Annotated in this window: 23 protein-coding genes; 10 read left to right on the top strand and 13 right to left on the bottom strand. The window is 64.8% G+C overall.

All coding sequences use genetic code 11. From position 1 onward, the window contains the following. Nucleotides 1-53: 53 nt before the first annotated feature. Nucleotides 54-980 (bottom strand): alpha/beta fold hydrolase, encoded by a 927-nt coding sequence (locus DXK50_RS11250; protein WP_212630351.1) that lies wholly within the window; start codon nt 978-980, stop codon nt 54-56. 113 nt (nt 981-1093) lie between these two features. Between DXK50_RS11250 and DXK50_RS11255 the strand changes: the two genes are divergently transcribed. From DXK50_RS11255 to DXK50_RS11290, 8 genes are all read left to right on the top strand, one after another. Next, nucleotides 1094-1927, top strand: a complete 834-nt coding sequence (locus DXK50_RS11255) for a substrate-binding periplasmic protein (RefSeq protein WP_161865300.1) — start codon at nt 1094-1096, stop codon at nt 1925-1927. A 9-nt stretch (nt 1928-1936) separates the two neighbouring features. After that, nucleotides 1937-2287, top strand: coding sequence for a DUF4398 domain-containing protein (locus tag DXK50_RS11260; protein WP_212630352.1), 351 nt, complete (start codon nt 1937-1939; stop codon nt 2285-2287). After that, nucleotides 2287-3099 (top strand): OmpA family protein, encoded by an 813-nt coding sequence (locus DXK50_RS11265; RefSeq protein WP_212630353.1) that lies wholly within the window; start codon nt 2287-2289, stop codon nt 3097-3099. Before DXK50_RS11260 ends, DXK50_RS11265 begins: the two co-directional genes overlap by 1 nt. A gap of 181 nt (nt 3100-3280) precedes the next feature. Next, a complete protein-coding gene (locus DXK50_RS11270) occupies nt 3281-4726 on the top strand; it encodes an aminotransferase-like domain-containing protein (RefSeq protein ID WP_161865297.1) in 1446 nt (481 codons plus the stop codon). An 84-nt stretch (nt 4727-4810) separates the two neighbouring features. Continuing rightward, the gene (locus DXK50_RS11275; protein ID WP_212630354.1) at nt 4811-6499 is read left to right on the top strand and encodes a vWA domain-containing protein; all 1689 of its coding nucleotides are present in this window, start codon (nt 4811-4813) and stop codon (nt 6497-6499) included. Next, the gene (locus tag DXK50_RS11280; RefSeq protein WP_161865295.1) at nt 6496-7068 is read left to right on the top strand and encodes an RNA polymerase sigma factor; all 573 of its coding nucleotides are present in this window, start codon (nt 6496-6498) and stop codon (nt 7066-7068) included. The genes DXK50_RS11275 and DXK50_RS11280 overlap by 4 nt, the downstream gene beginning before the upstream one ends. Further along, a complete protein-coding gene (locus DXK50_RS11285; RefSeq protein ID WP_212630355.1) occupies nt 7065-7754 on the top strand; it encodes a hypothetical protein in 690 nt (229 codons plus the stop codon). Before DXK50_RS11280 ends, DXK50_RS11285 begins: the two co-directional genes overlap by 4 nt. A 225-nt stretch (nt 7755-7979) precedes the next feature. Further along, nucleotides 7980-8351, top strand: coding sequence for a hypothetical protein (locus DXK50_RS11290; RefSeq protein ID WP_249186771.1), 372 nt, complete (start codon nt 7980-7982; stop codon nt 8349-8351). Nucleotide 8352: 1 nt separating this feature from the next. Here DXK50_RS11290 and DXK50_RS11295 read toward each other — a convergent pair whose 3' ends face one another. The 8 genes from DXK50_RS11295 to DXK50_RS11330 form a co-directional block, all read right to left on the bottom strand. Continuing rightward, complete coding sequence (locus DXK50_RS11295) at nt 8353-10179, bottom strand: long-chain-acyl-CoA synthetase (RefSeq protein WP_212630357.1); 1827 nt, start codon at nt 10177-10179, stop codon at nt 8353-8355. A gap of 170 nt (nt 10180-10349) precedes the next feature. Next, complete coding sequence (locus tag DXK50_RS11300; RefSeq protein ID WP_212630358.1) at nt 10350-11177, bottom strand: SDR family oxidoreductase; 828 nt, start codon at nt 11175-11177, stop codon at nt 10350-10352. A 93-nt stretch (nt 11178-11270) separates the two neighbouring features. Continuing rightward, complete coding sequence (locus tag DXK50_RS11305) at nt 11271-13259, bottom strand: acetyl-CoA carboxylase biotin carboxylase subunit (protein WP_212630359.1); 1989 nt, start codon at nt 13257-13259, stop codon at nt 11271-11273. 84 nt (nt 13260-13343) lie between these two features. Continuing rightward, on the bottom strand, nt 13344-14141 hold the full coding sequence (atuE, locus tag DXK50_RS11310; RefSeq protein WP_212630360.1) for an isohexenylglutaconyl-CoA hydratase: 798 nt from the start codon (nt 14139-14141) through the stop codon (nt 13344-13346). Between the two features lie 55 nt (nt 14142-14196). Next, nucleotides 14197-15357 carry a citronellyl-CoA dehydrogenase gene (gene atuD, locus DXK50_RS11315; RefSeq protein ID WP_212630361.1) on the bottom strand — a complete coding sequence of 387 codons (1161 nt, stop codon included), beginning with the start codon at nt 15355-15357 and terminating at the stop codon, nt 14197-14199. Nucleotides 15358-15382: 25 nt separating this feature from the next. Beyond that, the gene (atuC, locus tag DXK50_RS11320) at nt 15383-16999 is read right to left on the bottom strand and encodes a geranyl-CoA carboxylase subunit beta (protein WP_212630362.1); all 1617 of its coding nucleotides are present in this window, start codon (nt 16997-16999) and stop codon (nt 15383-15385) included. A 4-nt stretch (nt 17000-17003) separates the two neighbouring features. Further along, nucleotides 17004-17873 (bottom strand): SDR family oxidoreductase, encoded by an 870-nt coding sequence (locus DXK50_RS11325; protein ID WP_212630363.1) that lies wholly within the window; start codon nt 17871-17873, stop codon nt 17004-17006. Nucleotides 17874-17967: 94 nt separating this feature from the next. After that, a complete protein-coding gene (locus tag DXK50_RS11330; protein ID WP_212630364.1) occupies nt 17968-19755 on the bottom strand; it encodes an acyclic terpene utilization AtuA family protein in 1788 nt (595 codons plus the stop codon). A 220-nt stretch (nt 19756-19975) separates the two neighbouring features. Here DXK50_RS11330 and DXK50_RS11335 point away from each other — a divergent pair, with 220 nt between their 5' ends. Then, nucleotides 19976-20599: a TetR/AcrR family transcriptional regulator gene (locus DXK50_RS11335; protein WP_212630365.1), complete on the top strand. Its 624-nt coding sequence runs from the start codon at nt 19976-19978 to the stop codon at nt 20597-20599. A gap of 203 nt (nt 20600-20802) precedes the next feature. After that, nucleotides 20803-21621, top strand: a complete 819-nt coding sequence (locus DXK50_RS11340; protein ID WP_461818770.1) for a substrate-binding periplasmic protein — start codon at nt 20803-20805, stop codon at nt 21619-21621. On the opposite strand, the gene DXK50_RS11345 is transcribed toward DXK50_RS11340, so the two are convergent. From DXK50_RS11345 to DXK50_RS11360, 4 genes are all read right to left on the bottom strand, one after another. Then, entirely contained in the window at nt 21572-22330 is a 759-nt protein-coding gene (locus tag DXK50_RS11345) for a CPBP family intramembrane glutamic endopeptidase (RefSeq protein ID WP_212630367.1), read from the bottom strand. The genes DXK50_RS11340 and DXK50_RS11345 overlap by 50 nt on opposite strands. A 68-nt stretch (nt 22331-22398) precedes the next feature. Further along, complete coding sequence (locus tag DXK50_RS11350; protein ID WP_081648502.1) at nt 22399-22572, bottom strand: DUF2897 family protein; 174 nt, start codon at nt 22570-22572, stop codon at nt 22399-22401. Nucleotides 22573-22627: 55 nt separating this feature from the next. After that, nucleotides 22628-23392, bottom strand: coding sequence for an ethanolamine ammonia-lyase subunit EutC (gene eutC / locus DXK50_RS11355; RefSeq protein ID WP_212630368.1), 765 nt, complete (start codon nt 23390-23392; stop codon nt 22628-22630). After that, on the bottom strand, nt 23392-24786 hold the full coding sequence (locus tag DXK50_RS11360; RefSeq protein WP_212630369.1) for an ethanolamine ammonia-lyase subunit EutB: 1395 nt from the start codon (nt 24784-24786) through the stop codon (nt 23392-23394). Before DXK50_RS11360 ends, eutC begins: the two co-directional genes overlap by 1 nt. Between the last annotated feature and the right edge of the window lie 68 nt (nt 24787-24854).

Here is a 24854-nt window from a genome sequence, read left to right on the forward strand (position 1 = left end):
CCCGCTACGAAAAACCCGCTCTGGTGAGCGGGTTTTTTATTGCCTGCATTTTGCTACTTCATGCTCTGCAGAAAACGCCGGTAGAGCAGGGCGCTTTCTTCGGGGCGTTCAAGCATCGGCGCGTGACCGACGTTATCCATGATCACCACGCTGGAGCTGCGCAGCAGAGGTTGCATGACCTCGATGCTGGATACGTCCAGCACGCGATCCTGTCTGCCCCATAGCAGCAAGGTGGGTGCCTGGATTTTTGTCAGCTCGGGTTCCAGGGGAATGCTGCGCTCCACCAGTTGTTTGAACACCATACCGTAGTGCTCGGCCCTGACCATGGCGCGCTCACCCAGATAACGCTTGAGTGATGCCGGCAGATAGGGCGGCTCGACGAAAACGAACTGCAGCAGGTTGTCGAAGTCCTGCGGTTGCTTGACCACCAGCGGGTTGGCTGCGCCACTGGTCAGTAGTCGATACAGCTCGCTCTTGTGCGGGCTGTCGATTCCGGCATTGGCGAACAGTGCCAGCGAGTGCACTCGATCCGGGTAGCGCGCTGCATAGAGTGCGGCGATATGGCCTCCCATCGAGTTACCCAGCACGTGTGCCTGCTTTATGCCCATGGCATCGAGAATATCCGCAAGGCGTTCGGCCTGGGTGCCGACGTCATAACTGCCAGGCGGCAAGTCGCTGTCGCCGAAGCCGGGCAGGTCGAGGGCGATGACTCGATAGTCCTGGGTCAGGTGGCGGGAAAAGCGCAGCCAGTTATCCTTGTCTGCGGCAAACCCGTGAAGCAACACCAGGGTTTCGCCGCTCGCCGGTCCTCCCTGGTAGTAATGGATGTTAAGATTGTGGACCGCTAGCTGCTCGTGACTCAGTCCGGCACGATGCTGCTCTATCAGGCGCAAGCTGGCCAATTGTGCCGCTGGAAAGAAGTACAGCGTGGCTGCTGTGCCTGACAGCAGGATGAGCAATGCGAACAGCAGTTTTTTCATGGCGCGTCCTTATCGCGAATTATTGTGGCGACGCCTTAAGCTAGCATGAACGCAGAAGATTACGGGGCGGCTGAGACCCTCCTGCCGATCAACGCATAAACCGAGAGTAGCCAATGCCTGAGCGTTGTCTGTTTAAGTCGCTGTTGCTGTGGTGTGCACTGGCTGTGATGCCCGGCGTCGCCTTGGCTGCGGGTAAATGCGAACGGCTGGTAGCGACCGGTAACCCCGAGTATCCGCCCTATCTCTGGCGCGATCCGCAGAACCCGCAGCAGCTGGTCGGCGCCAATGTCGATATGCTCAAGCATCTGGCCAAAGAGCTGGGTGTGGTGATCGACGTGATCTATACCGGGCCCTGGTCACGCGCGCAGGACGAAGTGCGTACGGGGCGTGTCGACCTGCTTGCAGGCGCGTTCCTGACGCTGCCTCGCCTCGAGAACATGGACTACGTACACCCGGCATTTTTCTTCACTCCGAGCGTGGTCTGGGTGCGCAAGGGCGAAGCCTTCCCCTATGGCAGCTGGATCGACCTGCAGGGGCACACTGGCGATACGCTGGTGGGCAACAGCTTCGGTCAGCAGTTCGATACCTTTGCCAAGCAGAACCTTACGCTCGAGGGCGTATCCAGCCTGACTCAGGCGTTCCAGAAGTTGCTGCTCGGTCGTACCGATTATGTGCTCTACGAGCGGTACCCCGGCTTGGCGCTCGCCGAGACACTGGGCATGGATGATGACCTCGAGGTGCTGGACCCGCCAATTTCCAGCGAGGGGCTTTACCTTACCCTGTCACATAATTCGGCGTGCAACGAGCCCTGGCTGCGTGGTCAGCTGGCGCGGAAGATGACAGAAATGGTCGCCGCCGGGCTGCCTGAGCAGTTCCTGAAAAGCAATCTGGAACTGTGGAAGGCGCAGCAGATGCAGCCCGATCCGGTCGGCGACGTGACTCAGTAGGAAATTTTCGTGATCAATCGACCCCTTCCCTTGCTGCTGGCGCTGGGCCTGACGGCTTGCGCAAGCGATCCCGCGCCCACCGAGCAGCTGCGCCTGACTGAGCAGGCATTGGCGCAGACCAAGTCCCTGGGAGTAGTCAGCGAGCAGTCCGCGTCGTTGCGCCAGGCTGAACAGAAGTTCGCTCAGGCACAAGCGGCCATGCAGGACGGTGAAAACAAACAGGCACGCCAACTGTCCGAACAGGCTGAGCTGGATGCGCGCCTGGCCGAGGCCGAGCATCTCAACGCCAAGGGGCGTGAGCACCTGACCGAGCTCAACCAGCGTATCGGCCGTCTGCGCCAGCAACTGGGGGCGATGTGATGAAGGCTTTCGGTTACCTCGGCGGTCTGCTGTTGGCCGCTGCACTCCTGAATGGTTGCGCCGCCAAGCAGCCGGCAAGCGAGCAGGCGCTGGAAGAGGCGCGTCTCAGTTTCCAGTCGGTCAAGGAAGATCCCAACGTTCTGCGTGCCGCGCCCAAGGACGTGATCCGCGCGGGTGAATCCCTGGCCCGTGCCGAACGTCTGTCCAGCTATTGGGGCAGTGGCGATGATGTGCGTCATTACGCCTATCTCAGCCAGCGCTATGCCGAAATCGCCCGGCAACACAGCGATATCAGCCTCAATCATGAGCGCGCTGCCAAGCTCGAACTTGAGCGTCAGCGCCTGCAGCTGACGTTACGTGAAGCCAAGCTGCTCAGCGTGCAGCAGCACAACGGCTGGCTGGAAGAGCAGATGGTCAGCCTCGCCACCAGCGAGACCGAGCGCGGCCTGGTGATGACCCTGGGCGACATGCTGTTCGATGCCGGTCGCGCCGAGCTGCAACCGGCGGCCAATCGCACCGTGCTCAAGCTCGTGCAGTTCCTGCAGATCAACCCGCAGCGGCGCGTGCGTATCGAGGGCTATACCGACAATACCGGTGATGCTGCCGAGAACCTGGAACTGTCACGGGCGCGTGCGCAGGCCGTGGTCGATCTGCTGGTCGATCTGGGCGTGGATGCCAAGCGTATTCAGGTGGTCGGTTACGGCGTGGACTTTCCTGTCGCGGAAAACGCCTCGGCGCGGGGGCGGGCGCAGAATCGGCGGGTCGAGATCGTCTTCTCCGACGAGCGAGGCCAGCTGGGTCCTGAACGCTGAGTGTCTGGCACCGCGTATAAGAAGCCCCGGCATGTCCGGGGTTTTTTGTGTTCTGCATAGGGCGTTTACGCAGTCTTTGGTCAGCAAGTGATGCGTACGGTAAAAACTGATCGAATCTGTGCCGGTACAATTGTGTAGCAATAGGTTACTGTTATGCTCTATTGACCAAGAGGATATCGCCATGACCAATCTGCTGCTTTATCAACGCATCGCCCAGCAGTTGGCCGAAGATATCCGTCGTGGCGTCTACCAGCCGGGTGAACGCGTGCCCTCGGTGCGCAAGATGAGTGCGCAGCTCAACGTCAGCCACGCCACCGTGCTGCAGGCCTACGCCAACCTCGAAGACCAGGGGCTGATCCGCGCGCGGCCGCAATCGGGCTTCTACGTGCACCAGACTCCGGCGCTGACCGCGCCGACCCCGGATATCGCCAAGGTCGAGCGACCGGGCCTGGTCACCCGCGCCAGCATCATCAATCAGGTGCTCACCGAGTCGCGTCGTGAAGGTGTATTCCCGCTCGGGGCGGCAGTGCCGCATGTGGATTACCTGCCGGTGCGCGCGCTGCACCAACAACTGGCCAAGGTCACCCGTTTTCACAGTCCGCGCGCCTTCAGCTACATGTTCAGCCCCGGCTTCGAGCCGCTGCGCCGCCAGGTGGCGATCCGCATGCGCGATGCCGGCGTGGTGGTCGATCCGTCCGAGGTGGTGATCACCCATGGCTGCGTCGATGCGCTGCAGATGAGTCTGCGCGTGCTGACCAAGCCGGGCGATCTGATCGCGGTGGAGTCGCCGACCTACTACGGCCTGCTGCAGCTGGCCGACCTGCTGGGGCTCAAGGTCATCGAGATCCCGTGCGATCCGACCACCGGTATCAGCCTCGAAGCCCTGCAGCTGGCCGCCAACCAGTGGCCGATCAAGGCCCTGGTGCTCACCGCGCGGCTGTCCAACCCATTGGGCGGCACCATCCCCGAGGAGCGTCAGCGCCAGTTGCTGCGCCTGGCCGGCGATTACGATTTCCAGATCGTCGAAGACGATATTTACGGCGAGCTGATGTTCGAGCAGGGCCCGACCAAGGCGCTCAAGTCGCATGATCGCGACAGCCGGGTGATCTACTGCTCGAGTTTCTCCAAGACGCTGTCGCCTGGGGTGCGCATCGGCTGGATAGTCGCCGGCAAATATCAGGACGAGATCCAACGTCTGCAAACCTTCTCCACCCATTCGGCTTGCAGCGTCACCCAGATGGCGGTGGCGGCGTATCTGGAGAACGGCGGCTATGACCGCCACCTGCGCCACATTCGCCAGGAATACCGCAAGAACCTCAGCGCCTTCCAGCTGGCGGTTCAGCAGTACTTCCCGGCCGGCACGCAGATGACCCGGCCCAAGGGCGGCTTCATTCTCTGGGTAAGTCTGCCGGCGCGGGTCAACACCAAGGACCTGCACGTGCGCGCGCTGCAGCAGGGCATCTCGATCGCACCGGGACTGATCTTCAGCAATACCGAGCAGTTCAACCACTGCGTGCGGCTCAACTGTGGTATCCCCTGGAATCGCGAGGCCGAAAGGGCGCTGATGACCCTGGGCATGCTGGCCACCCAGCTGTGCCAGGAGGTGGGCGGTTCCTGGGAAGATTAAAACTTCTTTCCTTGGTTTAACCCGATTCAGCAAAGGGCTGCGTCTATCTGAGCGAAGGTCGTGCCATTGCTCGGAAGGTGCCCAATGTCCGTTTATTCCCTGTTGCTCAGTCGTCCATTCGCCGTCGGTTTCTCGGCGGGCAGCTTACTGCTGCTCGCCGCCTGCAGCGCCTCTGGCCCGGAGCCGGAGGTCCAAGCCAGCCCTGCGCCAGCAGCACCGCTGGTACGTGAACGCCTGGCTGCGCCTGCGGCCGCCGAGGCCAGCCAGAAACGTATTGCGACCCTGGCTTATGCGCCGGCCCCTGGCGCCGATATCCTGCCACCGAGCTACCGTGACGAGTCGCGCGAGCAGTACCAAAACTACCCCGGCAATCCGGTTTTCGCCGTCGCCGAGACGCCGGTGTCCACCTTCAGCATCGATGTCGACACCGGCAGCTACGCCAACGTGAGGCGCTTTCTCAATGGCGGGCAACTGCCGCCGAAGGATGCGGTGCGCCTGGAAGAACTGGTCAACTACTTCCCCTATGCCTATCCGTTGCCGCAGGGCGATGCGCCCTTCGGTGTCAGCACCGAACTGGCGGTGACGCCGTGGAACCCGCAGACTCGCCTGCTGCGCATCGCCATCAAGGCGTCGGACCGCAGTGTCGAGGTGCTGCCGCCGGCCAACCTGGTGTTTCTGGTGGATGTCTCCGGCTCGATGCATCGCCGCGAAGGGTTGCCGATGGTGCAGGGCACGCTGAAGCTGCTGGTCGACCAGCTTCGCCCGCAGGATCGCGTCTCGCTGGTCACCTATGCCGGTGACAGCCAGGTTCTGCTGGACTCCACGCCAGGTAGCGACAAGGCGAAGATTCGTGCGGCCATCGATCAGCTCAGTGCCGGTGGCTCGACCGCGGGCGAGTCGGGCATCCAGCTGGCCTATCAGCAGGCACAGAAGCACCTGATCGACGGCGGCATCAATCGCATCCTGCTGGCCACCGATGGTGATTTCAACGTCGGCATCAGCGACTTCGACAGCCTCAAGCAACTGGCAGCGGACAAGCGCAAGACGGGCGTTTCCCTCACCACCCTGGGCTTCGGCGTGGACAACTACAACGAGCGCCTGATGGAGCAGTTGGCCGATGCCGGCAACGGCAACTACGCCTATATCGACAACCTGCGCGAGGCGCGCAAGGTGCTGGTGGATCAGCTCGCGTCGACCCTCGCCACCGTGGCCAGCGACGTGAAGCTGCAACTGGAATTCAACCCGAGCGAGGTTAGCGAGTACCGCTTGCTGGGCTACGAGAACCGCGCACTCAAGCGCGAGGATTTCAGCAACGACAAGGTTGATGCCGGCGAGATCGGCGCCGGGAATACCGTTACCGCGCTATACGAGATCGTCCCGGCCGGTGGCAAGGGCTGGCTGGAGCCATTGCGCTATCAGAGCAGCGCTCAGCCAGCGGGCAAGAGCGGCGAGCTGGCCTGGCTGCGGATTCGCTACAAGGCGCCGGGGGAGGCGAGCAGTCGCCTGCTGGAACGACCCATTGCGCGCAACGAGGCGAAACCGGTTGCGGCCGCCAGCGAGGATCTGCGTTTCGCCGCTGCGGTGGCAGCCTTCGCCCAGCAGCTCAAGGACGGCCGCTACACCGGCGACTTCGACCTGGCGCAGAGCATCGAACTGGCGCGTTCGGGGAAGGGTGAGGATCGCTTCGGTCTGCGCGGCGAGTTCATCCAGCTGGCCGAAATTGCCCAGAGCCTGCACACTTCCGGCTCCACCTCTGCACGAGTCCAGCAGTGAACGCACCTCTCACGGATGACGACGCCGCCTTGCTGCGGCGTTACCGCCGCGGCGATGCCACGGCTTTCAATGCGCTGTACCAGCGCCATCGGCTTGGCCTGTTCCGCTTTCTGCTCGGCCTGTGCGGCGATCACGCCCTGGCCGAGGAAGTGTTCCAGGAAACCTGGATGAGCCTGGTGCGCAGCCAGAGCGAACAGCGCGAGGCGGTGCTGTTCAAGACCTGGCTATACCAGATCGCGCGCAACCGCCTGATCGACCATTGGCGCAAGACGGGCCGGCATCAGGCCGGGCACGACGAATACGACGAGAGCCGGCATGCCCAGGCCGACCCGCAGCCCGGCCCGGAGCAGCAGTGGGGCCTGAGTCGCGACAGCGAACGGCTGCAGGCGGCGCTGGCCGACCTGCCGGAAGATCAGCGCGAGGTCTTCCTGTTGCGCGCCCATGGCGACCTGGAACTGAACGAGATTGCCGAGTTGACCCGCACGCCGGCCGAGACGGTCAAGAGCCGTCTGCGCTACGCCCTGCAGAAACTGCGCCGGCTGCTGGCCACCGAGGAGTTGTCCGCATGACCCATGAACGAGAACCGCTGGATCACGAACAGGCGCTGCTGGCGCATTTCCGTGCCCATGGCAGCGGCGAACCCTCGGCCGAGCTGGATGCACGCATTCTGGCGGCGGCAAGCGCAGCCGCCCGTGAGGCGCAGCAGGCCGAAGCCGTCAGCGACAAGGCTGGCTGGGCGCAGCGTTTGCACCAGTGGCTGTTCGGCAGCGGCCGGCAGCGCTGGTCGGTGGCAGTGGCCGGACTGGCCTGCGTCGGCATCGGTGTCAGCCTGACCTGGCGCACGCTGGAGCGGGCGCCGGATACCTTCGATGCAGTCCCGTCCAGCGTGCTGATGAGCCCGGCAGCACCGGCTCCGATGGCGGCCAAGCGTGCGGCCGAGCAGGAGGCGGTGGCTCCCATGGTGGCGCCGCAGGAGCGCATGAAGAGCCAGGCCATGGCACGCCAGGCGCCGTCTGCCGATATGGCCGAGGCACCGATGGCCAGTGCTGCCGCAATCGCTCCGATGGCTGAGCTGGTGATGCAGAGCGAACCGCGCGAGGCGTTGCTGCGTTTGCTTGAGCTGCGCAGGGCTGGCGAGCAGGAGCAAGCGCAGGGGCTGCTGGAGCAGCTCGAGGCCGACTATCCGCAACTGGATATCGAAGCCGAACTTACGCATCTGGCGTCTGAAAGCGGCGAGGCGGGCAAGGACCGGTAAATGTCCTGTAAGTCGGCTTGCCAGTTGGCGCCGGGCAGGGGAGCATGGGGGCAGTATGTTGATCGAGTTGCTGCTGTCCCCATGATGCGTAGAACCTGTCTAACGCTCGTATGCCTGGCTCTGCTGAGCGGCTGCGAGCCCGCCCCGGAGCCCGCCGCGGAAAAGCCCGAAAGCGCCGCGCCCGCTGTCGTTTCGCCAGCCCCCGAGGCGCCGGCGGATGTGACCGTGAGCGAGCCGGACGAGGCGCCGGCTCCGGTCATTGCCCCCAAGCCCGAGCCGGCGGAGCCCGCCAAGCCCAAGACCACGGACAAACCGCAAGCGCAGGCCAAGCCCCCGGCCAAGGCCAAACCCGCCGTCGCTCCCCAGCCCGAACCCCGGCTGGCACTGGATCTGAGCGTGCCGCAGGAGTTGTTCGAGCAGGCGCTGGAAAGCGAAACCAGCGAGGAGCTTGCGCCGCTGCTGCCGCCTTTGTTCGGCGATAAGCCCGAGGGGGTCAGCCCATTTCAGATCAGCGGTCGGCTGATCAATAACGAGCGAGTGGACGACTACTGGGACTCCATCGAAGGTGCCGAACTGCAGTTCGAGTTCAAGCGCTAGCTCAAAAGCGGTAATGCTGCTGCTCGATGGCCGCATGGGTTTCGCGACTTAGCGGTTGGAAGCTGTCCGAGCCGGGCAGGCGCACGTAGAGCGGACCATCGACCTTGGCCGGATCGTATCCAGCCAGTTTCAGATCGGCCTTCTTGTACTTGAAGGTACCCGTGGTCTCGACTTCGCCGAGCAGGCGTACGAACAGCGGCGCGGCGTAAGCCGGCAGCTCCGCGTCGAGGTGCGCGGCCAGCGCCGCGCCATCTAGCATGCAGCCTGGTGACAGACGTAGTGCTGCCATGCCGCAGCGGCCGTTGGTGCCGGGAATCTCCACACCGTAGACCACCGCATCCTCCACCCCGGGGAAGGCGCCGAGCACGTTTTCCACCTCGGTCGTCGAAACGTTCTCGCCCTTCCAGCGGAAGGTGTCGCCGAGGCGGTCGACGAACTGCGCATGCTTGCAGCCGATATCGCGCATCAGGTCGCCGGTGTTGAACCAGGCGTCGCCCTTCCTGAACACGTCGCGCAGGATCGCCGCCTCGCTCTTGGCCGGATCGGTGTAGCCGTCGAACGGCCACTTGGCGCTGATTTCGCTGATCAGCAGGCCTGCTTCGCCCTTGTCGGCCTTCTGCAGAAAGCCCTTCTTGCCGCGCAGCGGCCGATCGTTCTCCAGGTCGTAACGGACGATGGCGTAGGTCGCCGGGGTGTAACCGACGGTATTGTCGAAGTTGAAGACGTTGGTGAAGCCGATATTGCCTTCGCTGGAGGCATAGAACTCGGTGATCTGCTCGACGCCGAAGCGCTGCTTGAACTCGGCCCAGATCGATGGACGCAGGCCGTTGCCGATCATGCAGCGCAGGCTGTTGTTCCTTTCGCTGTCGGTTTCCGGCTGGTTGAGTAGGTAGCGGCACAGTTCGCCGATATAGCCGAAGCAGGTGGCCTGGTAACGCGCCACGTCGCTCCAGAAGGCGCTGGCAGAGAACTTGCGACGCAGGGCGATGGCCGCGCCGCCGGCCAGGGCTGCGCTCCAGCATACGGTGACGGCGTTGTTGTGGTAGCAGGGCAGGGTGAGGTAGAGCACGTCGTGCTCGTTCAGGGTCAGGCCGGAATGGCCGAAGCCGCCGTAGGCCTTGATCCACTTGCCGTGGCTCATGATCGAGGCCTTGGGCAGGCCGGTGGTGCCAGAGGTGTAGATCAGGAAGCAGGCATCCTTCATGCGTACGCGCTGGCTGTCCGACGGGTTGTCCTGGGCCTGGCCGGCGGCCAGGTGCATCAGGTTGAGCCAGCCATCTGGCGCCTGGCCGGGATCGCGCAGGCAGTCCTGGTCAGCGATCCAGTAGCGTTTGGCCTGCGGGTTCTGCAATTGTGCGGCGATTTCCTCGAAGGCGCCGAGCAGTTCGTCACCGATGACCAGGTAGCCGGGTTTGACCAGGTTGAAGCTGTGCGCCAGCACCTTGCCGCGCTGGGTGGTGTTGATCAGCGCGCCCACGGCGCCGAGCTTGCTCAGGGCGGCGAGGATCGCCAGCAGCTCCAGGCGGTTTTCCAGCATCACCGCCACCACGTCACCATGGCCGACCCCCTCGGCCTTGAACGCCCAGGCCAGGCGGTTGGCCCAGGCGTTGAAGGCGCGGTAGCTGAGCTGGCGGTTTTCATCCATCAGCGCCGGGCGTTCGGGATGGCGCTCGGCAGCGCGTTGCAGCGCCCAGGCCAGCGACAGATTCTTCTCGCGGTTACGGATGCCGGCGTAGTACAGGCCACGCAACATGCGCGGCACACGCGGCAGGTGCTGCGGCAGGTGGGCCAGGAAGCGGAAGGGCGAAATCAGATCGGCTTGGCTCATGGGGCTCGCACTTGAACTGTTATGAATTGGAGGCGAGTCCTGACTCTAGTCAGCGTGGTACGTAGCAACCATGGCTCTGGTGCGCCGAGCGGTGGGCAGATCGGCAAATACGCAGGTCTGCCCAAGCGAAAGAAGGCTGCCCGATTGAAAAATGGCGGGTTGCACCCGCCCTACGGGTCGACGAACAGATCGGGCACCAGACTGCCGCCAACGGGATCGAAGCGGTACTGCTCGAAGTCGCTGATGCCCCGTTCACGCAGGAGGTCCTCGTCGATCAGCAGGCGCCCGGTGAGGCTGCGGCCTTCGCTGCTCAGGATGGCGTGGGCCGCATCGGCCATGATGGCTGGTGTGCGCGCCCGCTTGAAGGCATCGCGGCTGCCCAGTTCGAATTCGATGGCGGCGGTGGCGATCATGGTCTTCGGCCACAGCGAGTTGACGCTGATGCCGTACTTCTTGAACTCCTCGCTCATGCCCAGGGTGAGCATGCTCATGCCGTACTTGGTGACGGTGTAGGGGCCGTGCTGGGCGAACCACTTGGTGTCGAGGTTGAGCGGCGGGGAGAGGTTGAGGATATGTCCGCCGGCGCTCTGTTTCAGATAGGGCAGGGCCGCCTGGCTGCAGACCATCACCGCGCGGGTGTTGATCTGGTACATCAGGTCGAAACGCTTGGGTTCGAGCTTCTCCACGCCGACCAGCTTGATCGCCCCGGCATTGTTGACCAGGGCATCGATGCCGCCGAAATGCTCGGCCGCGCGGGCCATGGCGGAGGCCACCGCCTGCTCGTCGCGCACGTCCAGCTGTAGGGCCAGCGCCTTGCCGCCGGCGGCTTCGACCTCGGCGGCGACGCTGTGGATGGTGCCCGCCAGCTTCGGGTGTGGCTCGGCACTCTTGGCCGCGATGACGACGTTGGCGCCATCGGCGGCGGCCTTGAGGGCGATCTCGCGGCCGATGCCACGGCTGGCGCCGGTGATGAACAGGGTCTTGCCGGAAAGTGACATGGGCGTGCTCCTTCTTGTTGTTATGGGGCCGTGGGAGGGGCTTTAGCCGCGATGAACGACGCTCGCGGCTAAAGCCCCTCCCACAGCGATAAATCAAGCCTCTACAGCTTCGATTTCCACCAGCAACTGGCGGCTCTTCACCTGGTCGCCCTGGCTCACGCCAACGCGGCGGACGATGCCGTCGACGCCGGCCTTGAGCGGGTGCTCCATCTTCATCGCTTCCAACACCACCAGCAGTTGCCCCTTGCTGACGCTGGCGCCCTCGGCGATCAGCACCTCGACTATGGCACCATCCATCGGCGCCTTCACCGCGCCGCTGCTGGCGGCGTTCTGCCCACCGGCCGGCTCGTGGGTGACGTCCAGCAGCTCCAGGTTGCCGTGTTCACCGTACAGCCACAGGCGCTCACCTTCGAGGTGGTAGGCCTGGCGGCGGCGCACACCGTCCAGTTCCAGGCTCAGCCAGCGGCCGTCGCTGGCCAGCAGGCGCACAGGTAGCTGTTCTTCGCCCCGACGCACGCGCAGCTGCGGTTGCGGGCCGCTGGCGAGCACGTCCAGCTCCACGGCGTGCTTGTGCTCGCCTTGCTTGAGGACGAAGCGCCAGGGCGCGCTGCCGGCGCTGCGCCAGCCGGACAGGCCGGGCTGGTGCGCGCTAGCCTCGGCCGAGGCCTGGTATAGCAGGGCGGCGGCCATGGCCAGCTCGGCCAGGCTGGCGGTGTGCGGGTGCAGGCTGGTGTCGTCAGCGAAGTGTTCGGCGATAAACGCCGTGGTGGCGTTGCCGACGGCGAACTCCGGGTGCTTGAGCAGGTTGGCGAGGAAGCGCTGGTTGCCGTTCACACCGAGCAGCACGCACTGCTCGACCGCGCGCAACAGCTTGCGCCGGGCTTCGTCGCGGGTTTCACCGTAGGCGATGATCTTGGCCAGCATCGGGTCGTAGAAGGGGGTGACGGCCTGACCCTCGACCAGGCCGTGGTCGATGCGCACGCCAGTCAACAATTCGGGTTCCCAGCGCAGCACCTGGCCGGTTTGCGGCAGGAAGCCGGCGGCCGAATCCTCGGCGTACAGACGCACCTCCATGGCGTGGCCGGTGAGGCATATTTCGCCCTGCTGTAGCGGCAGGGGCTGGCCCTCGGCGACTCTTATCTGCCAGGCCACCAGATCCTGTCCGGTGATCAGCTCGGTGACCGGGTGTTCCACCTGCAGGCGGGTGTTCATTTCCAGAAAGAAGAACTCGCCGCTGGCGTCGAGGAGGAACTCCACCGTGCCGGCACCGACGTAGTTGACCGAGGCCGCCGCCTTCACCGCGGCCTCGCCCATGGCGCGGCGCAGCTCGGGCGTCATCACCGGGCAGGGGGCTTCCTCGACCACTTTCTGGTGGCGACGCTGCACCGAGCAGTCGCGTTCGCCGAGATAGAGGATATTGCCGTGTTGGTCGCCGAACACCTGGATTTCCACGTGGCGTGGGCGGATCACCGCGCGTTCGAGGATCAGCTCGCCGGAGCCGAAGGCGTTCTGCGCCTCCGAGCGGGCGGTGCGGATCTGTCCCAGCAGTTCGGATGACTCCTGTACCAGGCGCATGCCGCGTCCGCCACCGCCGGCGCTGGCCTTGATCATCAGCGGGTAGCCGATGCGTTCGGCTTCGCTGGCCAGGGTCTCGTCATCCTGGGCGGCGCCTTCATAGCCGGGGATGCAGGGCACGCCGGCCTCCAGCATGGCGATCTTGGACAGGCGCTTGCTGCCCATCAGGTGGATGGCTTCGACGGTCGGGCCGATAAAGACGATGCCGGCCGCCTCGCAGGCGCGGGCGAAGTCGGCGTTCTCGGAGAGGAAGCCATAGCCGGGGTGGATGGCGTCGGCACCGGTCTTGCGCGCGGCCTCGATGATGGCGTCGATGCGCAGGTAGGACTGGCTGACCTGGGCCGGGCCGATGCATACGGCTTCGTCGGCGATCTGTACATGGCGGGCATCGGCATCGGCCTCGGAGTACACCGCCACTGTGCGATAGCCGAGCTCGATGGCGGTGCGCATCACCCGGCAGGCGATCTCGCCACGGTTGGCGATCAGAATCTTGTTGAATGCGGGCATCTTCGTGCTCCTGTGGGGCGATCCCCGGATTGCATCCGGGCTACGGTCTATTCGTTCCCTCTCCCCTTGGGGAGAGGGGAGCTACTACTGGGCCCACTTCGGCTTGCGCTTCTGCACGAAGGCCATGGTGCCTTCGACGCCCTCGGCGCCGGTCACGGCGGCGGTGAATTGTTCGGCGGCGCGGTCGAGCAGCGGACCGAGGGCCTCGCGTTCGCTGGCCAGCAGCAGGGCCTTGGTCTGGGCGTTGGCCTGCGGCGCACACTGGCGAATCTGCTCCAGGGTCTCGTCCAGGCGCTGCTGCAGGGCGGCGTCATCGTGCTCGCAGTAGTGCACCAGGCCCAGGCGCAGGGCCTCCGGGCCGCCTACGCGGGCGGCGGTCAGGGCCAGGCGGCGCGCCTGGGTCAGGCCGATGCGCCGCACCACGAAGGGGGCGATCTGCGCCGGCAGGATGCCCAGGGTGGTTTCCGGCAGGCCGAACCTGGCGCTGCTGGCCGCGATGGCGACGTCGGACACGCAGGCCAGGCCGAAACCGCCGCCGAGCACGGCGCCTTCCAGCACCGCTACCAGTACCTGCGGCGTGGCCTGGGCCTCTTCCAGCAGCGTACCGAAGGCGCGGTTCAGCTCGCGGTAGGCGTCGTCGCCGCGGGCTCTGGCGCCGGCCATATCCTTGATATCGCCGCCGGCGCAGAAGTGGCCGTCCGCGCCGCGCAGGACGAGGGCGCGCACGCCGGCGTCTTGGCGCACGGCCTCGAGGGTGGCGCGCAGTTCGCCGACCATGGCCAGGCTCATGGCGTTGCGGCTGTCCGGGCGGTTGAGGGTGACGTACAGCACGCCACCATCGAGGTTCAGCAACAGAGTTTCGCAGTGGGGCAGGTCGTTCATCGCATAGCCTCGGTGTAGGGCGGGTGAAACCCGCCGCAACGGTATGAGTGGCAGTTCAGCCCTTCTTTTTCCCTGGCAGGATGCCCATCAGCTTGCAGATGATGCCGAGCATGATCTCGTCAGCGCCGCCGCCGATGCTGACCAGGCGCACGTCGCGGTAGGCACGCGACACCGGGTTGTCCCACATGAAGCCCATGCCGCCCCAGTACTGCAGGCAGGCGTCGGAGACCTCGCGGCCGAGGCGGCCGGCCTTGAGCTTGGCCATGGACGCCAGCTTGGTCACGTCGCGGCCCTTCACGTATTGCTCGGTGGCCTGGTAGACCAGCGCGCGCAGGCACTCGATCTCGGTCTGCAGCTCGGCCATGCGGAAGTGGATGACCTGGTTGTCGATCAACGGTTGGCCGAAGGTGTGGCGCTGCTTGCAGTAGTCGATGGTGCTGTCGACACAGTGCTCCAGGCCCTTGATCATATTGGCCGCGCCGAACAGGCGCTCTTCCTGAAACTGCAGCATCTGCATCATGAAGCCAGACCCTTCCGCCCCTATGCGATAGCGCTGCGGCACGCGCACGTTGTCGAAGAAGACCTGGGCTGTCTCCGAGCTGCGCATTCCGAGTTTGTCCAGGTGCGGGCTGACGCTGATGCCCGGGGTCTTCATCGGCACCATGATCAGCGACTTGTTGACGTGCGGCTTGTCGTCCGAGGTGTTGGCCAGCAGGCAGATAAAGTCGGCACTCGGAGAGTTGGTGATCCACATCTTGCTGCCGTTAATCACATAGTCGTCGCCGTCCTTGCGCGCGGTGGTCTTCAGGCCTGCCACGTCGGAGCCGGCGCCAACTTCGGAGACGCCGATGCAGCCGACCATCTCGCCGCTGATGGCCGGGCGCAGGAACTCCTCGCGCAGCTCATCGGAGCCGAAGCGCGCCAGGGCCGGTGTGCACATGTCAGTCTGCACGCCGATGGACATGGGGATGCCGCCGCAATGGATGGTGCCGAACTCTTCGGCGGCCACGATCGAGTAGCTGTAGTCCAGGCCCATGCCGCCGAATTTCTCCGGCTTGGAAATGCCCAACAGACCCAGCTCTCCGGCCTTTCTGAAAATGTCGTGGATGGGGAAGCGGCCTTCCTTCTCCCAGGCGTCGACGTGCGGGTTGATTTCCTTGTCGACGAAGTTGCGGACGGTACGGCGGAGTTCTTCGTGTTCCTGGGTGAAGATCATTGTTGTTGTGCTCCGATGATAAGGGTCAGAAACGGGCGACGCCGAAACGGTTGGATTTCAGAGGCCGCAGGTTGGCTTCGGCGCAGATATCCAGCAAGAAGCCCAGCAGCTTGCGGGTGTCGCGTGGGTCGATCAGGCCGTCGTCCCACAGGCTGGCGGTGCCATAGAGGGCGGTGGACTGGCTGTCGAGCTTTTGCGCGGTGGCCATCTCCAGCATGTCGAGCATCTTCGGGTCAGGCTCCTTGCCTTCCTTGGCGTGCTTGTCCTCGGTGACGATGCGCAGCACCTTGCCGGCCTGGGCGCCGCCCATCACGGCAGTGCGGCTGTTGGGCCAGGCGAAGATAAAGCGCGGGTCGAGGCCGCGGCCGCACATGGCGTAGTTGCCTGCGCCATAGGAGCCGCCGACGACGATGGTGAGCTTGGGCACCGTGGCGTTGGCCACGGCCTGGATCATCTTCGAGCCGTGCTTGATCACGCCGTTCTGTTCCGATTCCGTGCCGACCATGAAGCCGGTGGTGTTGTGAAAGAACAGGATCGGCGTATTGCTCTGCTCGCACAGCTGGATGAACTGCGCCGCCTTGGCTGCGCCTTGCGGGGTGATCGGGCCGTTGTTGCCGATGAGGCCGCAGGCCTGGCCTTCGATCTGCAGATGGCCACAGACGGTCTGGCTGTCGAACTCGTTCTTGAAGTCGAGAAACGCCGAGCCGTCGGCGATACGCGCGATGATCTCGCGTACGTCGTAGGGCTTCTTGGCATCGGCCGGGACGATACCGAGCAGTTCCTCGGCCGGGTACAGCGGCTCGCGCCAGGTGCGTTTCTCACGTGCCGGCAGCTGCTGGTTCCACGGCAGCATGCCGACTATTTCGCGCGCCAGGCGCACGCCATCGGCATCGTTCTCGGCCAGGTACTCGGCAGTGCCGGCGACCTGGGCGTGCATCTCGGCGCCGCCGAGTTGCTCGTCGGTGGCGATCTCGCCAGTGGCGGCCTTGAGCAGAGGCGGGCCGGCGAGGAACATCTTGGCCTTGCCGCGTACCACCACCACGTAGTCTGACAGGCCGGGCTGGTAGGCCCCGCCGGCGGTGCTGGAGCCATGTACCACGGTGATCTGCGGCAGGCCCATGGCGGACATGCGCGCCTGGTTGGCGAAGCCGCGCGCGCCCTCGACGAAGATGTCGGCGGCGTAGTTGAGGTTGGCGCCGCCGCTCTCGGCCAGGGTCACCACCGGCAGCTTGTTCTCGAAGGCGATCTGCTGCAGGCGCAGGGATTTCTTCAGGCCGGTGGGGGAAATGGTGCCGCCCTTGATCGCGCTGTTGTTGGCGATCACCAGGCAACGCACGCCGGCGATGTAGCCGATGCCGGCGATCAGGCCGCCGCCGGCCTGGCTGCCGTCCTTGTCGTCGTGCAGCTTGTAGCCGGCCAGCGAGGCCAGTTCGAGAAAGGGCGCGCCGGCATCGAGCAGCAGGTTGAGGCGTTCGCGCGGCAGCAGCTGGCCGCGCTTGTCGAACTTGGCCTTGGCCTCCTGCGCCTTGTCCAGCACCTTCTGCTCGACGTCGCGAAAGGTCGCGATGGCGGCCAGCATGGCCTCGCGGTTCTGCGCGAAGGCTTCGCCATGCACGTCGATTTCCGATTGGATCACGGGCATCGCCTTACTCCTGATCTTTCAGTACATCGGGCAGGTAGGCCCGGTGGAAACCGTTGTAGGGCTCGCTGTTTCTCGCCTTGCCCAGCGTCCAGGCACGGGTGCCCTGGCTGGCCGCACCGTCGATGCGGATGGTGTTGCCGCTGATGAAGTTGGCGCCGGGGCTGAGCAGAAAGACGATGGCGGCAGCCACCTCGGACTCGCTGCCGATGCGTTGCAGCGGCACGTGATCCTTGAGGTTGCGGATCATGTTCTTCATCGATTCGGGGTAGGTGTCCATGCCGCTGGAGGCGATCCAGCCCGGCGCCACGGCGTTGACCCGCACGCCGGCGTGGCCCCACTCGTAGGCGGCGGTCTTGGTGAAGTTCTCCATACCCGCGCGCGCAGCGCCGGAGTGGCCCATGCCGGGCATGCCGCCCCACATGTCGGCGAGCATGTTAACGATGCTGCCACCGTGCTTGCTCAGGCTCTGCAGGAAGACTTCCTTGGCCACCAGAAAACCGCCCACCAGGTTGGTGCGCACCACGGTCTCGAAGCCTTTCTGGTTGATGCCGATCAACGGCGCGGGAAACTGGCCGCCGGCGTTGTTGACCAAGTGATGGATGCGTCCGCGCTGCGCGAGCACCGCGCCGACCATGGCCTTCACCGCCTCTTCGTCGCGGATGTCGCAGGCCTGGAAGCTGGCGCTGCCGCCATCCTCGATGATTTCGGCGCAGGTCTTTTCCAGCTTTTCCTGCTTGCGCCCAACCAGCACCACATGGGCGCCCAGGTGGGCCAGCTCGTGGGCCACGCAGCGACCGATGCCGCTGCCACCGCCGGTGACCAGGATGGTCTGGTCTGCGAACAGCGCGGGTTTGAATACGGAGTCGTAGCTCATTGTTCTTGTCCTTCGGCTCTTTGGGGACGCCTAGATCTGTTGTAGGAGCGAGCTCTGCTCGCGAACGGAACGTCTTCGCGAGCAGAGCTCGCTCCTACAGGCTTTCAGCTAGCGCCTTGGGCACCGGCACCGGGAGCTCCAACAGTTGCTGGGCGAACGCCTTGCCCTGCGGGTCGATGCGCAGGCTGGCGACGCCGCCACCGCCCAGCGCGTTTTCCAGCAGGAAGTTGAGGCTGTGGCTGCCTGGCAGGTACCAGCGGCTAACGCGGCCCTGTTCGGCGTCCAGGGTATGCGCCATCCAGTTGGCCACGGCCTCGGGCGTCAGCGCAGCGGCTATCCACGCCAGGTATTCGGGCTTTCTCGCCATCACGCCGATGTTGCTGTGATTGCCCTTGTCGCCGGAGCGGGCCACGGCCAGGCGGATCAGCGGTACGGCAGCGTCGGCTTCACCCACGGGGACGGGCAGGGCGGCTGGCGCACGAAGCTGGGCTGGGTCGAAGGCGTCGACCTGGGGCAGGGTGACCGGCTGGCGTTCGCCATTGATCTCGACGCTCAGGGCGCAGGCATTCTTGTCCACCAGGAAGCTGAACAGGCGGATCACCGGGTAGACGGTGGGGCGGCCGCCGACGATGCCGGTCAGGCCCGGCGCCATGCCGGTGGCGGCCTGGGCGATCTCGCGGGAGAAGAGGATCAGCGCCTCCTTCCTGGCATGCCGTGCGGCGATTTTCACCACCACTTCGCGGCTGTATTTGCGGTGGGCATGGTCGCCATAGGTGGCTTCGCTGCCCAGCAGCTCGATGCTGACCTCCTGATAAGGCCCCCAGCTGCGTTCGGCGAACATCTCTTCGGTCTTGTTGATGATCGCCTGGCTGACGCGCTCGGCCTTGGCCACGGCATCGATACCGGCCAGCAGAAAGCTGGCGGTGCAGCGAAAACCGTCCGGGTGCGTGGCACTGACCTTGTACTGCTCGGTGGGCGGCAGGCCGCGAGCGCCCTGGAGCTGCACACGGTTGTCGCCGACCTGGCTCAGTTCGACCTGGGTGAAGTCGCAGACCACGTCCGGCAGCAGATAGGCGCGCGGGTCGCCGATCTCGTAGAGCATCTGCTCGCCAACGGTAAAAGGCGTGACCAGGCCGCCGGAACCCTCCGGCTTGGTCACGACGAAACGGCCATCGCTTTCGACTTCGACGATGGGAAAACCGATGTGCTCGTAATCCGGCACATCGCGCCAGTCGGTGAAGTTGCCACCGGTGCACTGCGCGCCGCACTCGATGATGTGCCCGGCCAGCGCGGCCTGGGCCAGCTTGTCGTAATCGCTCCAGGCCCAGCCGAACTCGTGCACCAGGGCAGCGCTGACCACCGCGCTGTCGACCACGCGGCCGGTGATGACGATGTCGGCGCCGGCTTCGAATGCAGCGACGATGCCCGGTGCGCCCAGGTAGGCGTTGACCGACACGCAAAAGGGCGGCAGCGGCGCGCCCGTGAACATCTCGCGGGTACCAGCCTTGACCAGCTCGCCGAGCTTGGGTTGCAGATTATCGCCGTGCAGCACGGCGATCTTCAGCTGTACGCCGGCCTGTTCGCAGGCAGCGCTCAGGGCGTCGGCGCAGGCCATCGGGTTGACCCCGCCTGCGTTACTGATGACGCGGATTTTCTTCGCCGACAGTTCGCTGAGCAGCGGGGTGAGTACCTCGACGAAGTCACGGGCATATCCGTCATCCGGCTTCTTCATACGGGCGCCGGCCATGATCGACATGGTGATTTCGGCCAGGTAGTCGAACACCAGGTAATCCAGCTCGGCACCCCGAACAAGCTGGGCGGCAGCGGTAGAGGTGTCGCCCCAGAACGCGGAGGCGCAGCCGATGCGTACGGTTTTGTTCATTGGAATTGGCCCGTCACACATTGAAGGTGAGTCGACATTACCAAGCAAGCGCTTGGTTGAAAAGCGCCAAAGAAGGGCAAAGTGGCCAAAAGTGCGGCCAAGCGCTTGCTTGGTCAGCTGGCGGCGCATACATTTCATCAAGCAAGACAAGCACTTGCCGGCAGCATGAAGAATCCATCAGAACAATCGCCGTGCAGGGCAATCAGGGGGAGAAGTCAGCGTGGATGAACACAGAGCCCAGGCCGTGATGCAGGAACTGGTCGCCAGCGGCCAGGTGACCGATCCGGACAGTGCCCGCGGCAAGCTGTTGCAGATGGCCGCCCACCTGTTCCGCAGCAAGGGCTACGAGCGCACCACGGTGCGTGACCTGGCCGCCGCCATCGGCATTCAGTCGGGCAGCATCTTTCACCACTTCAAGAGCAAGGACGAAATCCTGCGCTCGGTGATGGAAGAGACCATCATCTACAACACTGCGCTGATGCGCGCCGCGCTGGCCGAGGCGCAGGGGATTCGCGAGCGGCTGCTGGCGCTGATCCGTTGCGAGCTGCAGTCGATCATGGGCGGCACCGGTGAGGCCATGGCGGTGTTGGTCTATGAGTGGCGCTCGCTCTCGGAGGAGGGGCAGGCTCAAGTTCTGGCGCTGCGCGACACCTACGAGCAGATCTGGCTGGCGGTGCTGGGCGAGGCACGCGATGCGGGGTACTTCAAGGGCGACCCTTTCATTCAGCGACGCTTTCTCACCGGCGCTCTGAGCTGGACCAATACCTGGTTCCGACCGCAGGGGCCGATGAGCCTGGATCAACTGGCCGAAGAGGCGCTGTCGCTGGTGTGCAAAGACCGCTGAGCCGAATTCGGACCAGTTCGAGTCAGCCTAGCCGCCACGGCCATTGCAACGGCGCAGCCGCTAATCAGGCGGCGCTATAGAGTAACTTGGCCGCCATCGTCTGCCATCGGCTCCAAAATGCTGACGCCATAAAAACCATCTAGTCGGTCAGGAGAGACTCGGGTAGGCTGCACTTCACTTGCAGAGGGAATTGGGGATTCGAGATGCGGCTTATGCGGCGCTGGATTCATGGATGCGTGGGTGCCTTGTGTACGTTACTTGCCGGTTTTCTTTGCGCTGCCGAAGTGGTCAAGGTCGGCGGTGCGCATTTCCCGCCCTATGTGATCAAGTCCAACCTGCAGGAGTCGAGCGGACTGCTGCCGCAATTGCTCGAGGCGCTCAATCAAGCCCAGAGCGAATACCACTTCACCATGCTGCCCTCTGCCATCGTGCGCCGCTTTGGCGACCTGCAGCGCGGGCGCATCGACATGGCGATATTCGAGAATCCGCAATGGGGTTGGCAGGGCATCGATGCCGAAGCCGTCGACATGGGCCTGGAGGATGCGGAGGTTTTCGTCGCCAAGAGCGAAGAGCTGCGCGGCCAGCAGTATTTCGAGCAGCTGCAGGGCAAGCGTCTGGCGCTGTACCGTGGTTACCACTACGGCTTCGCCGGCTTCAACAGTGATCCGGAATTCCTCAGTAGCACCTTCAACGCCAACCTCGGTCATTCGCATGACAGCAACCTGCTGATGGTGCTGCGCGGGCGAGCCGATGTCGCGCTGGTGACCCGCTCCAATCTCTACGACTTCTTCGAGCGCAATCGTGAGTATGCGCGGCAGTTGCTTGTCTCGGAGCGTATCGATCAGGTCTATCGCCACCATGCGATGATTCGGGCCGGGGCGCCGATCAGCCCCGAACGCTTCGCCGCGCTGCTCGAGCAACTGCGGGTCAGCGGCGAATTGCAGCGTATCTTCTCGCCTTACCGCATTGCCGTCATGCCAGTCGTAGCGGATAACTCAGCAACAGAAAATGAACGAGATTGACCGCTGCATGCAGAGCGATGGCCAGGCTGATGCGGCCGCTGTAGTGAAAGGCCAGGCCGTAGCCCAATCCCGCACAGGCCGCCACCGCGGCGAATAGCGGACTGAAGGGCAGGTGGGCTGCGCCGAACAGAGCTGCCGTCAACAGCAAACCAGGCCAGGTACCCAGGCGCTTGACCAGTGCCGGCTGCAGTACGCCGCGAAACAGCAGCTCCTCCGCCAGCACCGCCACACCGAGATTGACTGCCAACCACAGCAGCAGCCCTTGTGGCCATTTGGGTTGCCAGGCGACCAGCCCCAAGGCCATGGCGAGAACCGGTGTCAGCAGCAGGGTGGCAAGGCACACCAGCCAGGCCCATTGCAGCGATATGACGGGCCGGCGGGGTTGCCCCAGCCACCAGGCCAGCAGAGCGGTGCCCAGCAGTAGCTTGTCCCAGGGAAGACGCAGACCGTAGGGCGCAGCATCGGCGCTGATGAGGCGCGGTTGCCACAGTTGCCAGGGGCTGAAGCCGGGGATCAGGTGTGCCGCCAGGGCGATGCCGCCGAGCAGGATCAGTGGCAGCCATAGCCAGTCCGGCAGATGTCGCTCGCCGGCCAGCAGGAACACGACGAACAGGCTGCCCAGCAGCAGCCCGAGGGGCTCGATGAAGCCCAGCCCCGTGCCCAGGGCCAGGGTGAGAACGGGGAACAGCAAGCGCAGATGCAGAGGCATGGCACCTTCCTCCTTGGAAGGCGCGCAGTCTAGCAGGCTGTCTCTGCGGGCGAGGAGAGGGGGCGCGCCTAGCGCTGGCGCTCGCGCGCGTCCTTGGCTTCCTGCTCGATGGCGCGTTTACGCATGCGTTCGAGCTGATCCTCGCTCAGGCGCATCTTCTTGGCGCTGCTGCGCAGTATCAGCAGGCTACCGATCACCGAGCCGAATACCAGTACCAGCAATAGCCAGACGTACCAGGGCATGACGAGTCCTCACGGGGGAATGTAGCCTTCACCATACCCCGCGATCGGAGAGTTGTCAGTTGGCCTGTAGCGCTACGGCTTGCAGATCGCTTTCGTCCTTGAGCTGCACGCCGCTCAGTTGCAGGCGCAGCGCCTGGCGCGTCAGGTAGTCGAGTTTGTGTGCGGCCAGTTCGTAAGGCAGGCCCTCGGGGCGCACGTTGGAGATGCAGTTGCGCGCGCTGTCCGGGCAACCCACCCGCGGTGCGTAGGTCAGATACAGGCCGAGGCTGTCCGGCGAGGTCAGGCCCGGGCGCTCGCCGATCATCACGACCACCAGGCGTGCTCGCAGCGCTTCGCCGATGCCGTCGCCAATCGCCACGCGGCCCTGTTCGGCCAGCACCACCGGGGTGTTGGCCCAGTCGGTAGCGAAGCGTTCGCGAAAGGCCTGCAGCAGCGGCAGGGCATGGCGCTGCACGGCGACGGCCGACAAGCCGTCGGCCAGCACGATGGCCAGTTCCGGTGCCGGCAGCTCGTGTTGCAGTTGCACCTGGCAGTCGCCATGCAGGTGGCGGCCGTGATCCGGGCGCAGCAGGTAGGTCTGGCGGTCCTCGGCATTGCTGCGCACTTTCAGCACCCGGAAACCGGCGGCATGCAGTTGATGCTTGAGCTCGCCGAAGTCCAGCGGTCGATGCACGGCGTCGCGCGCCTGGGCGTGTGCCAGGCCGAACTTGAGTACCTCGCGGGTGGGCAGGCTGCAGCCGACGCGGCCGAGGGCGATGCGCGCCGAGGTGTGCGCGCGCAGTTCGTCCCAGGGGTTGTGCTGGATCAGATCGTCGGCCATCACGCGGCTCCCGAGATGTGTGGCAGTTGCTTGAGCAGGTGGTGGCCGCGGCCGATCTCGCGCAGGCGGCCGGTCGGTTCGGTAATGGCCATGCGCGCCAGCCAGGCGTCGAACTCCGGGGCGCGTTTCAGGCCCAGCACGCTGCGCAGGTACAGCGCATCGTGGAACGAGGTGCTCTGGTAGTTGAGCATGATGTCGTCGGCGCCCGGGATGCCCATGATGAAGTTGATGCCGGCCGCGCCGAGCAGGGTGAGCAGGCTGTCCATGTCGTCCTGATCGGCTTCGGCATGGTTGGTGTAGCAGACGTCGCAGCCCATCGGCAGGCCAAGCAGCTTGGCGCAGAAGTGATCCTCCAGGCCGGCGCGGATGATCTGCTTGCCGTCGTAGAGGTATTCCGGGCCGATGAAGCCGACCACGGTGTTGACCAGCAGCGGGCGGAACTCGCGGGCCACGGCGTAGGCGCGGGCTTCGCAGGTCTGCTGGTCGACGCCATGGTGGCCGCCGGCCGACAGCGCGCTGCCCTGGCCGGTCTCGAAGTACATGAGGTTATCGCCCAGAGTGCCGCGGCCGAGCGACAGCGCGGCTTCGTGAGCCTCGCGCAGTATCGCCAGGGAGACGCCGAAGCCGGCGTTGGTGGCCTCTGTGCCGGCGATGGACTGGAACACCAGATCGATCGGCGCGCCGGCCTCGATGGCCTGGATCTGCGTAGTGACATGGGTGAGCACGCAGCTCTGCATGGGGATTTCGAAGTGCTGGCGCACCTCATCCATCATCTGCCACAGGCGCATCAGCGTCGGCAGCGAGTCGCTGGCCGGATTGATGCCCACCGTGGCGTCGCCCGAACCGTAGAGCAGGCCGTCGAGCATGCTGGCGGCGATGCCGCGCACGTCGTCGGTGGGATGATTGGGCTGCAGGCGCACGGCCAGATGACCGGGCAGGCCCAGGGTGTTGCGAAAACGGCTGATCACCTGGCATTTGCGTGCCACCAGGATCAGATCCTGATTGCGCATCAGCTTGCTCACGGCGGCGACCATCTCCGGCGTCAGGCCTGAGGCTACGGCCGCCAGGCGTGCGCTGTCGGTCTTTTCCAGCAGCAGCCAGTCGCGCAGGTCACCCACGGTCAGGTGGCTGATCGGGGCGAAGGCAGCGGCATCGTGGCGGTCGATGATCAGGCGGGTGACTTCGTCCTGTTCGTAGGGGATGAGCGCCTCGTCGAGAAAGCGTTTGAGCGGTACCTCGGCCAGGACCAGCTTGGCTGCCATGCGCTCTTCGTAGGTGGCGGCGGCCAGCCCTGCCAGGTAATCGCCGGAGCGCGCCGGGCTGGCCTTGGCCAGCAGCGTCTTGAGGTCGGCGAAGCGATAGACCAGGCTGCCGATGGTGGTCTGGTAGGGCATGTCTGCAATCCGTAGCAAAGAGAACTCGCTTTGCCGTGCAGCGCTCATGCCAGCGCCTGACTGCCGCC

It is taken from the genome of Pseudomonas sp. KB-10 (assembly GCF_018221585.1).
GTDB classification, from domain to species: domain Bacteria; phylum Pseudomonadota; class Gammaproteobacteria; order Pseudomonadales; family Pseudomonadaceae; genus Aquipseudomonas; species Aquipseudomonas yangonensis.

Excerpts from the sequence above, each read along its gene's own strand:
- DXK50_RS11305 (WP_212630359.1), bottom strand. The coding sequence starts at position 13,259 with ATGCCCGCATTCAACAAGATTCTGATCGCCAACCGTGGCGAGATCGCC.
- atuC (WP_212630362.1), bottom strand. The coding sequence starts at position 16,999 with ATGCCCGTGATCCAATCGGAAATCGACGTGCATGGCGAAGCCTTCGCG.
- DXK50_RS11325 (WP_212630363.1), bottom strand. The coding sequence starts at position 17,873 with ATGAGCTACGACTCCGTATTCAAACCCGCGCTGTTCGCAGACCAGACC.
- DXK50_RS11265 (WP_212630353.1), top strand. The coding sequence starts at position 2,287 with ATGAAGGCTTTCGGTTACCTCGGCGGTCTGCTGTTGGCCGCTGCACTC.
- atuE (WP_212630360.1), bottom strand. The coding sequence starts at position 14,141 with ATGAACGACCTGCCCCACTGCGAAACTCTGTTGCTGAACCTCGATGGT.
- DXK50_RS11270 (WP_161865297.1), top strand. The coding sequence starts at position 3,281 with ATGACCAATCTGCTGCTTTATCAACGCATCGCCCAGCAGTTGGCCGAA.
- DXK50_RS11285 (WP_212630355.1), top strand. The coding sequence starts at position 7,065 with ATGACCCATGAACGAGAACCGCTGGATCACGAACAGGCGCTGCTGGCG.
- DXK50_RS11255 (WP_161865300.1), top strand. The coding sequence starts at position 1,094 with ATGCCTGAGCGTTGTCTGTTTAAGTCGCTGTTGCTGTGGTGTGCACTG.
- DXK50_RS11340 (WP_461818770.1), top strand. The coding sequence starts at position 20,803 with ATGCGGCTTATGCGGCGCTGGATTCATGGATGCGTGGGTGCCTTGTGT.
- DXK50_RS11330 (WP_212630364.1), bottom strand. The coding sequence starts at position 19,755 with ATGAACAAAACCGTACGCATCGGCTGCGCCTCCGCGTTCTGGGGCGAC.
- DXK50_RS11300 (WP_212630358.1), bottom strand. The coding sequence starts at position 11,177 with ATGTCACTTTCCGGCAAGACCCTGTTCATCACCGGCGCCAGCCGTGGC.
- eutC (WP_212630368.1), bottom strand. The coding sequence starts at position 23,392 with ATGGCCGACGATCTGATCCAGCACAACCCCTGGGACGAACTGCGCGCG.
- DXK50_RS11345 (WP_212630367.1), bottom strand. The coding sequence starts at position 22,330 with ATGCCTCTGCATCTGCGCTTGCTGTTCCCCGTTCTCACCCTGGCCCTG.
- DXK50_RS11360 (WP_212630369.1), bottom strand. The coding sequence starts at position 24,786 with ATGCCCTACCAGACCACCATCGGCAGCCTGGTCTATCGCTTCGCCGAC.
- DXK50_RS11295 (WP_212630357.1), bottom strand. The coding sequence starts at position 10,179 with ATGAGCCAAGCCGATCTGATTTCGCCCTTCCGCTTCCTGGCCCACCTG.
- DXK50_RS11350 (WP_081648502.1), bottom strand. The coding sequence starts at position 22,572 with ATGCCCTGGTACGTCTGGCTATTGCTGGTACTGGTATTCGGCTCGGTG.
- DXK50_RS11250 (WP_212630351.1), bottom strand. The coding sequence starts at position 980 with ATGAAAAAACTGCTGTTCGCATTGCTCATCCTGCTGTCAGGCACAGCA.
- DXK50_RS11275 (WP_212630354.1), top strand. The coding sequence starts at position 4,811 with ATGTCCGTTTATTCCCTGTTGCTCAGTCGTCCATTCGCCGTCGGTTTC.
- atuD (WP_212630361.1), bottom strand. The coding sequence starts at position 15,357 with ATGATCTTCACCCAGGAACACGAAGAACTCCGCCGTACCGTCCGCAAC.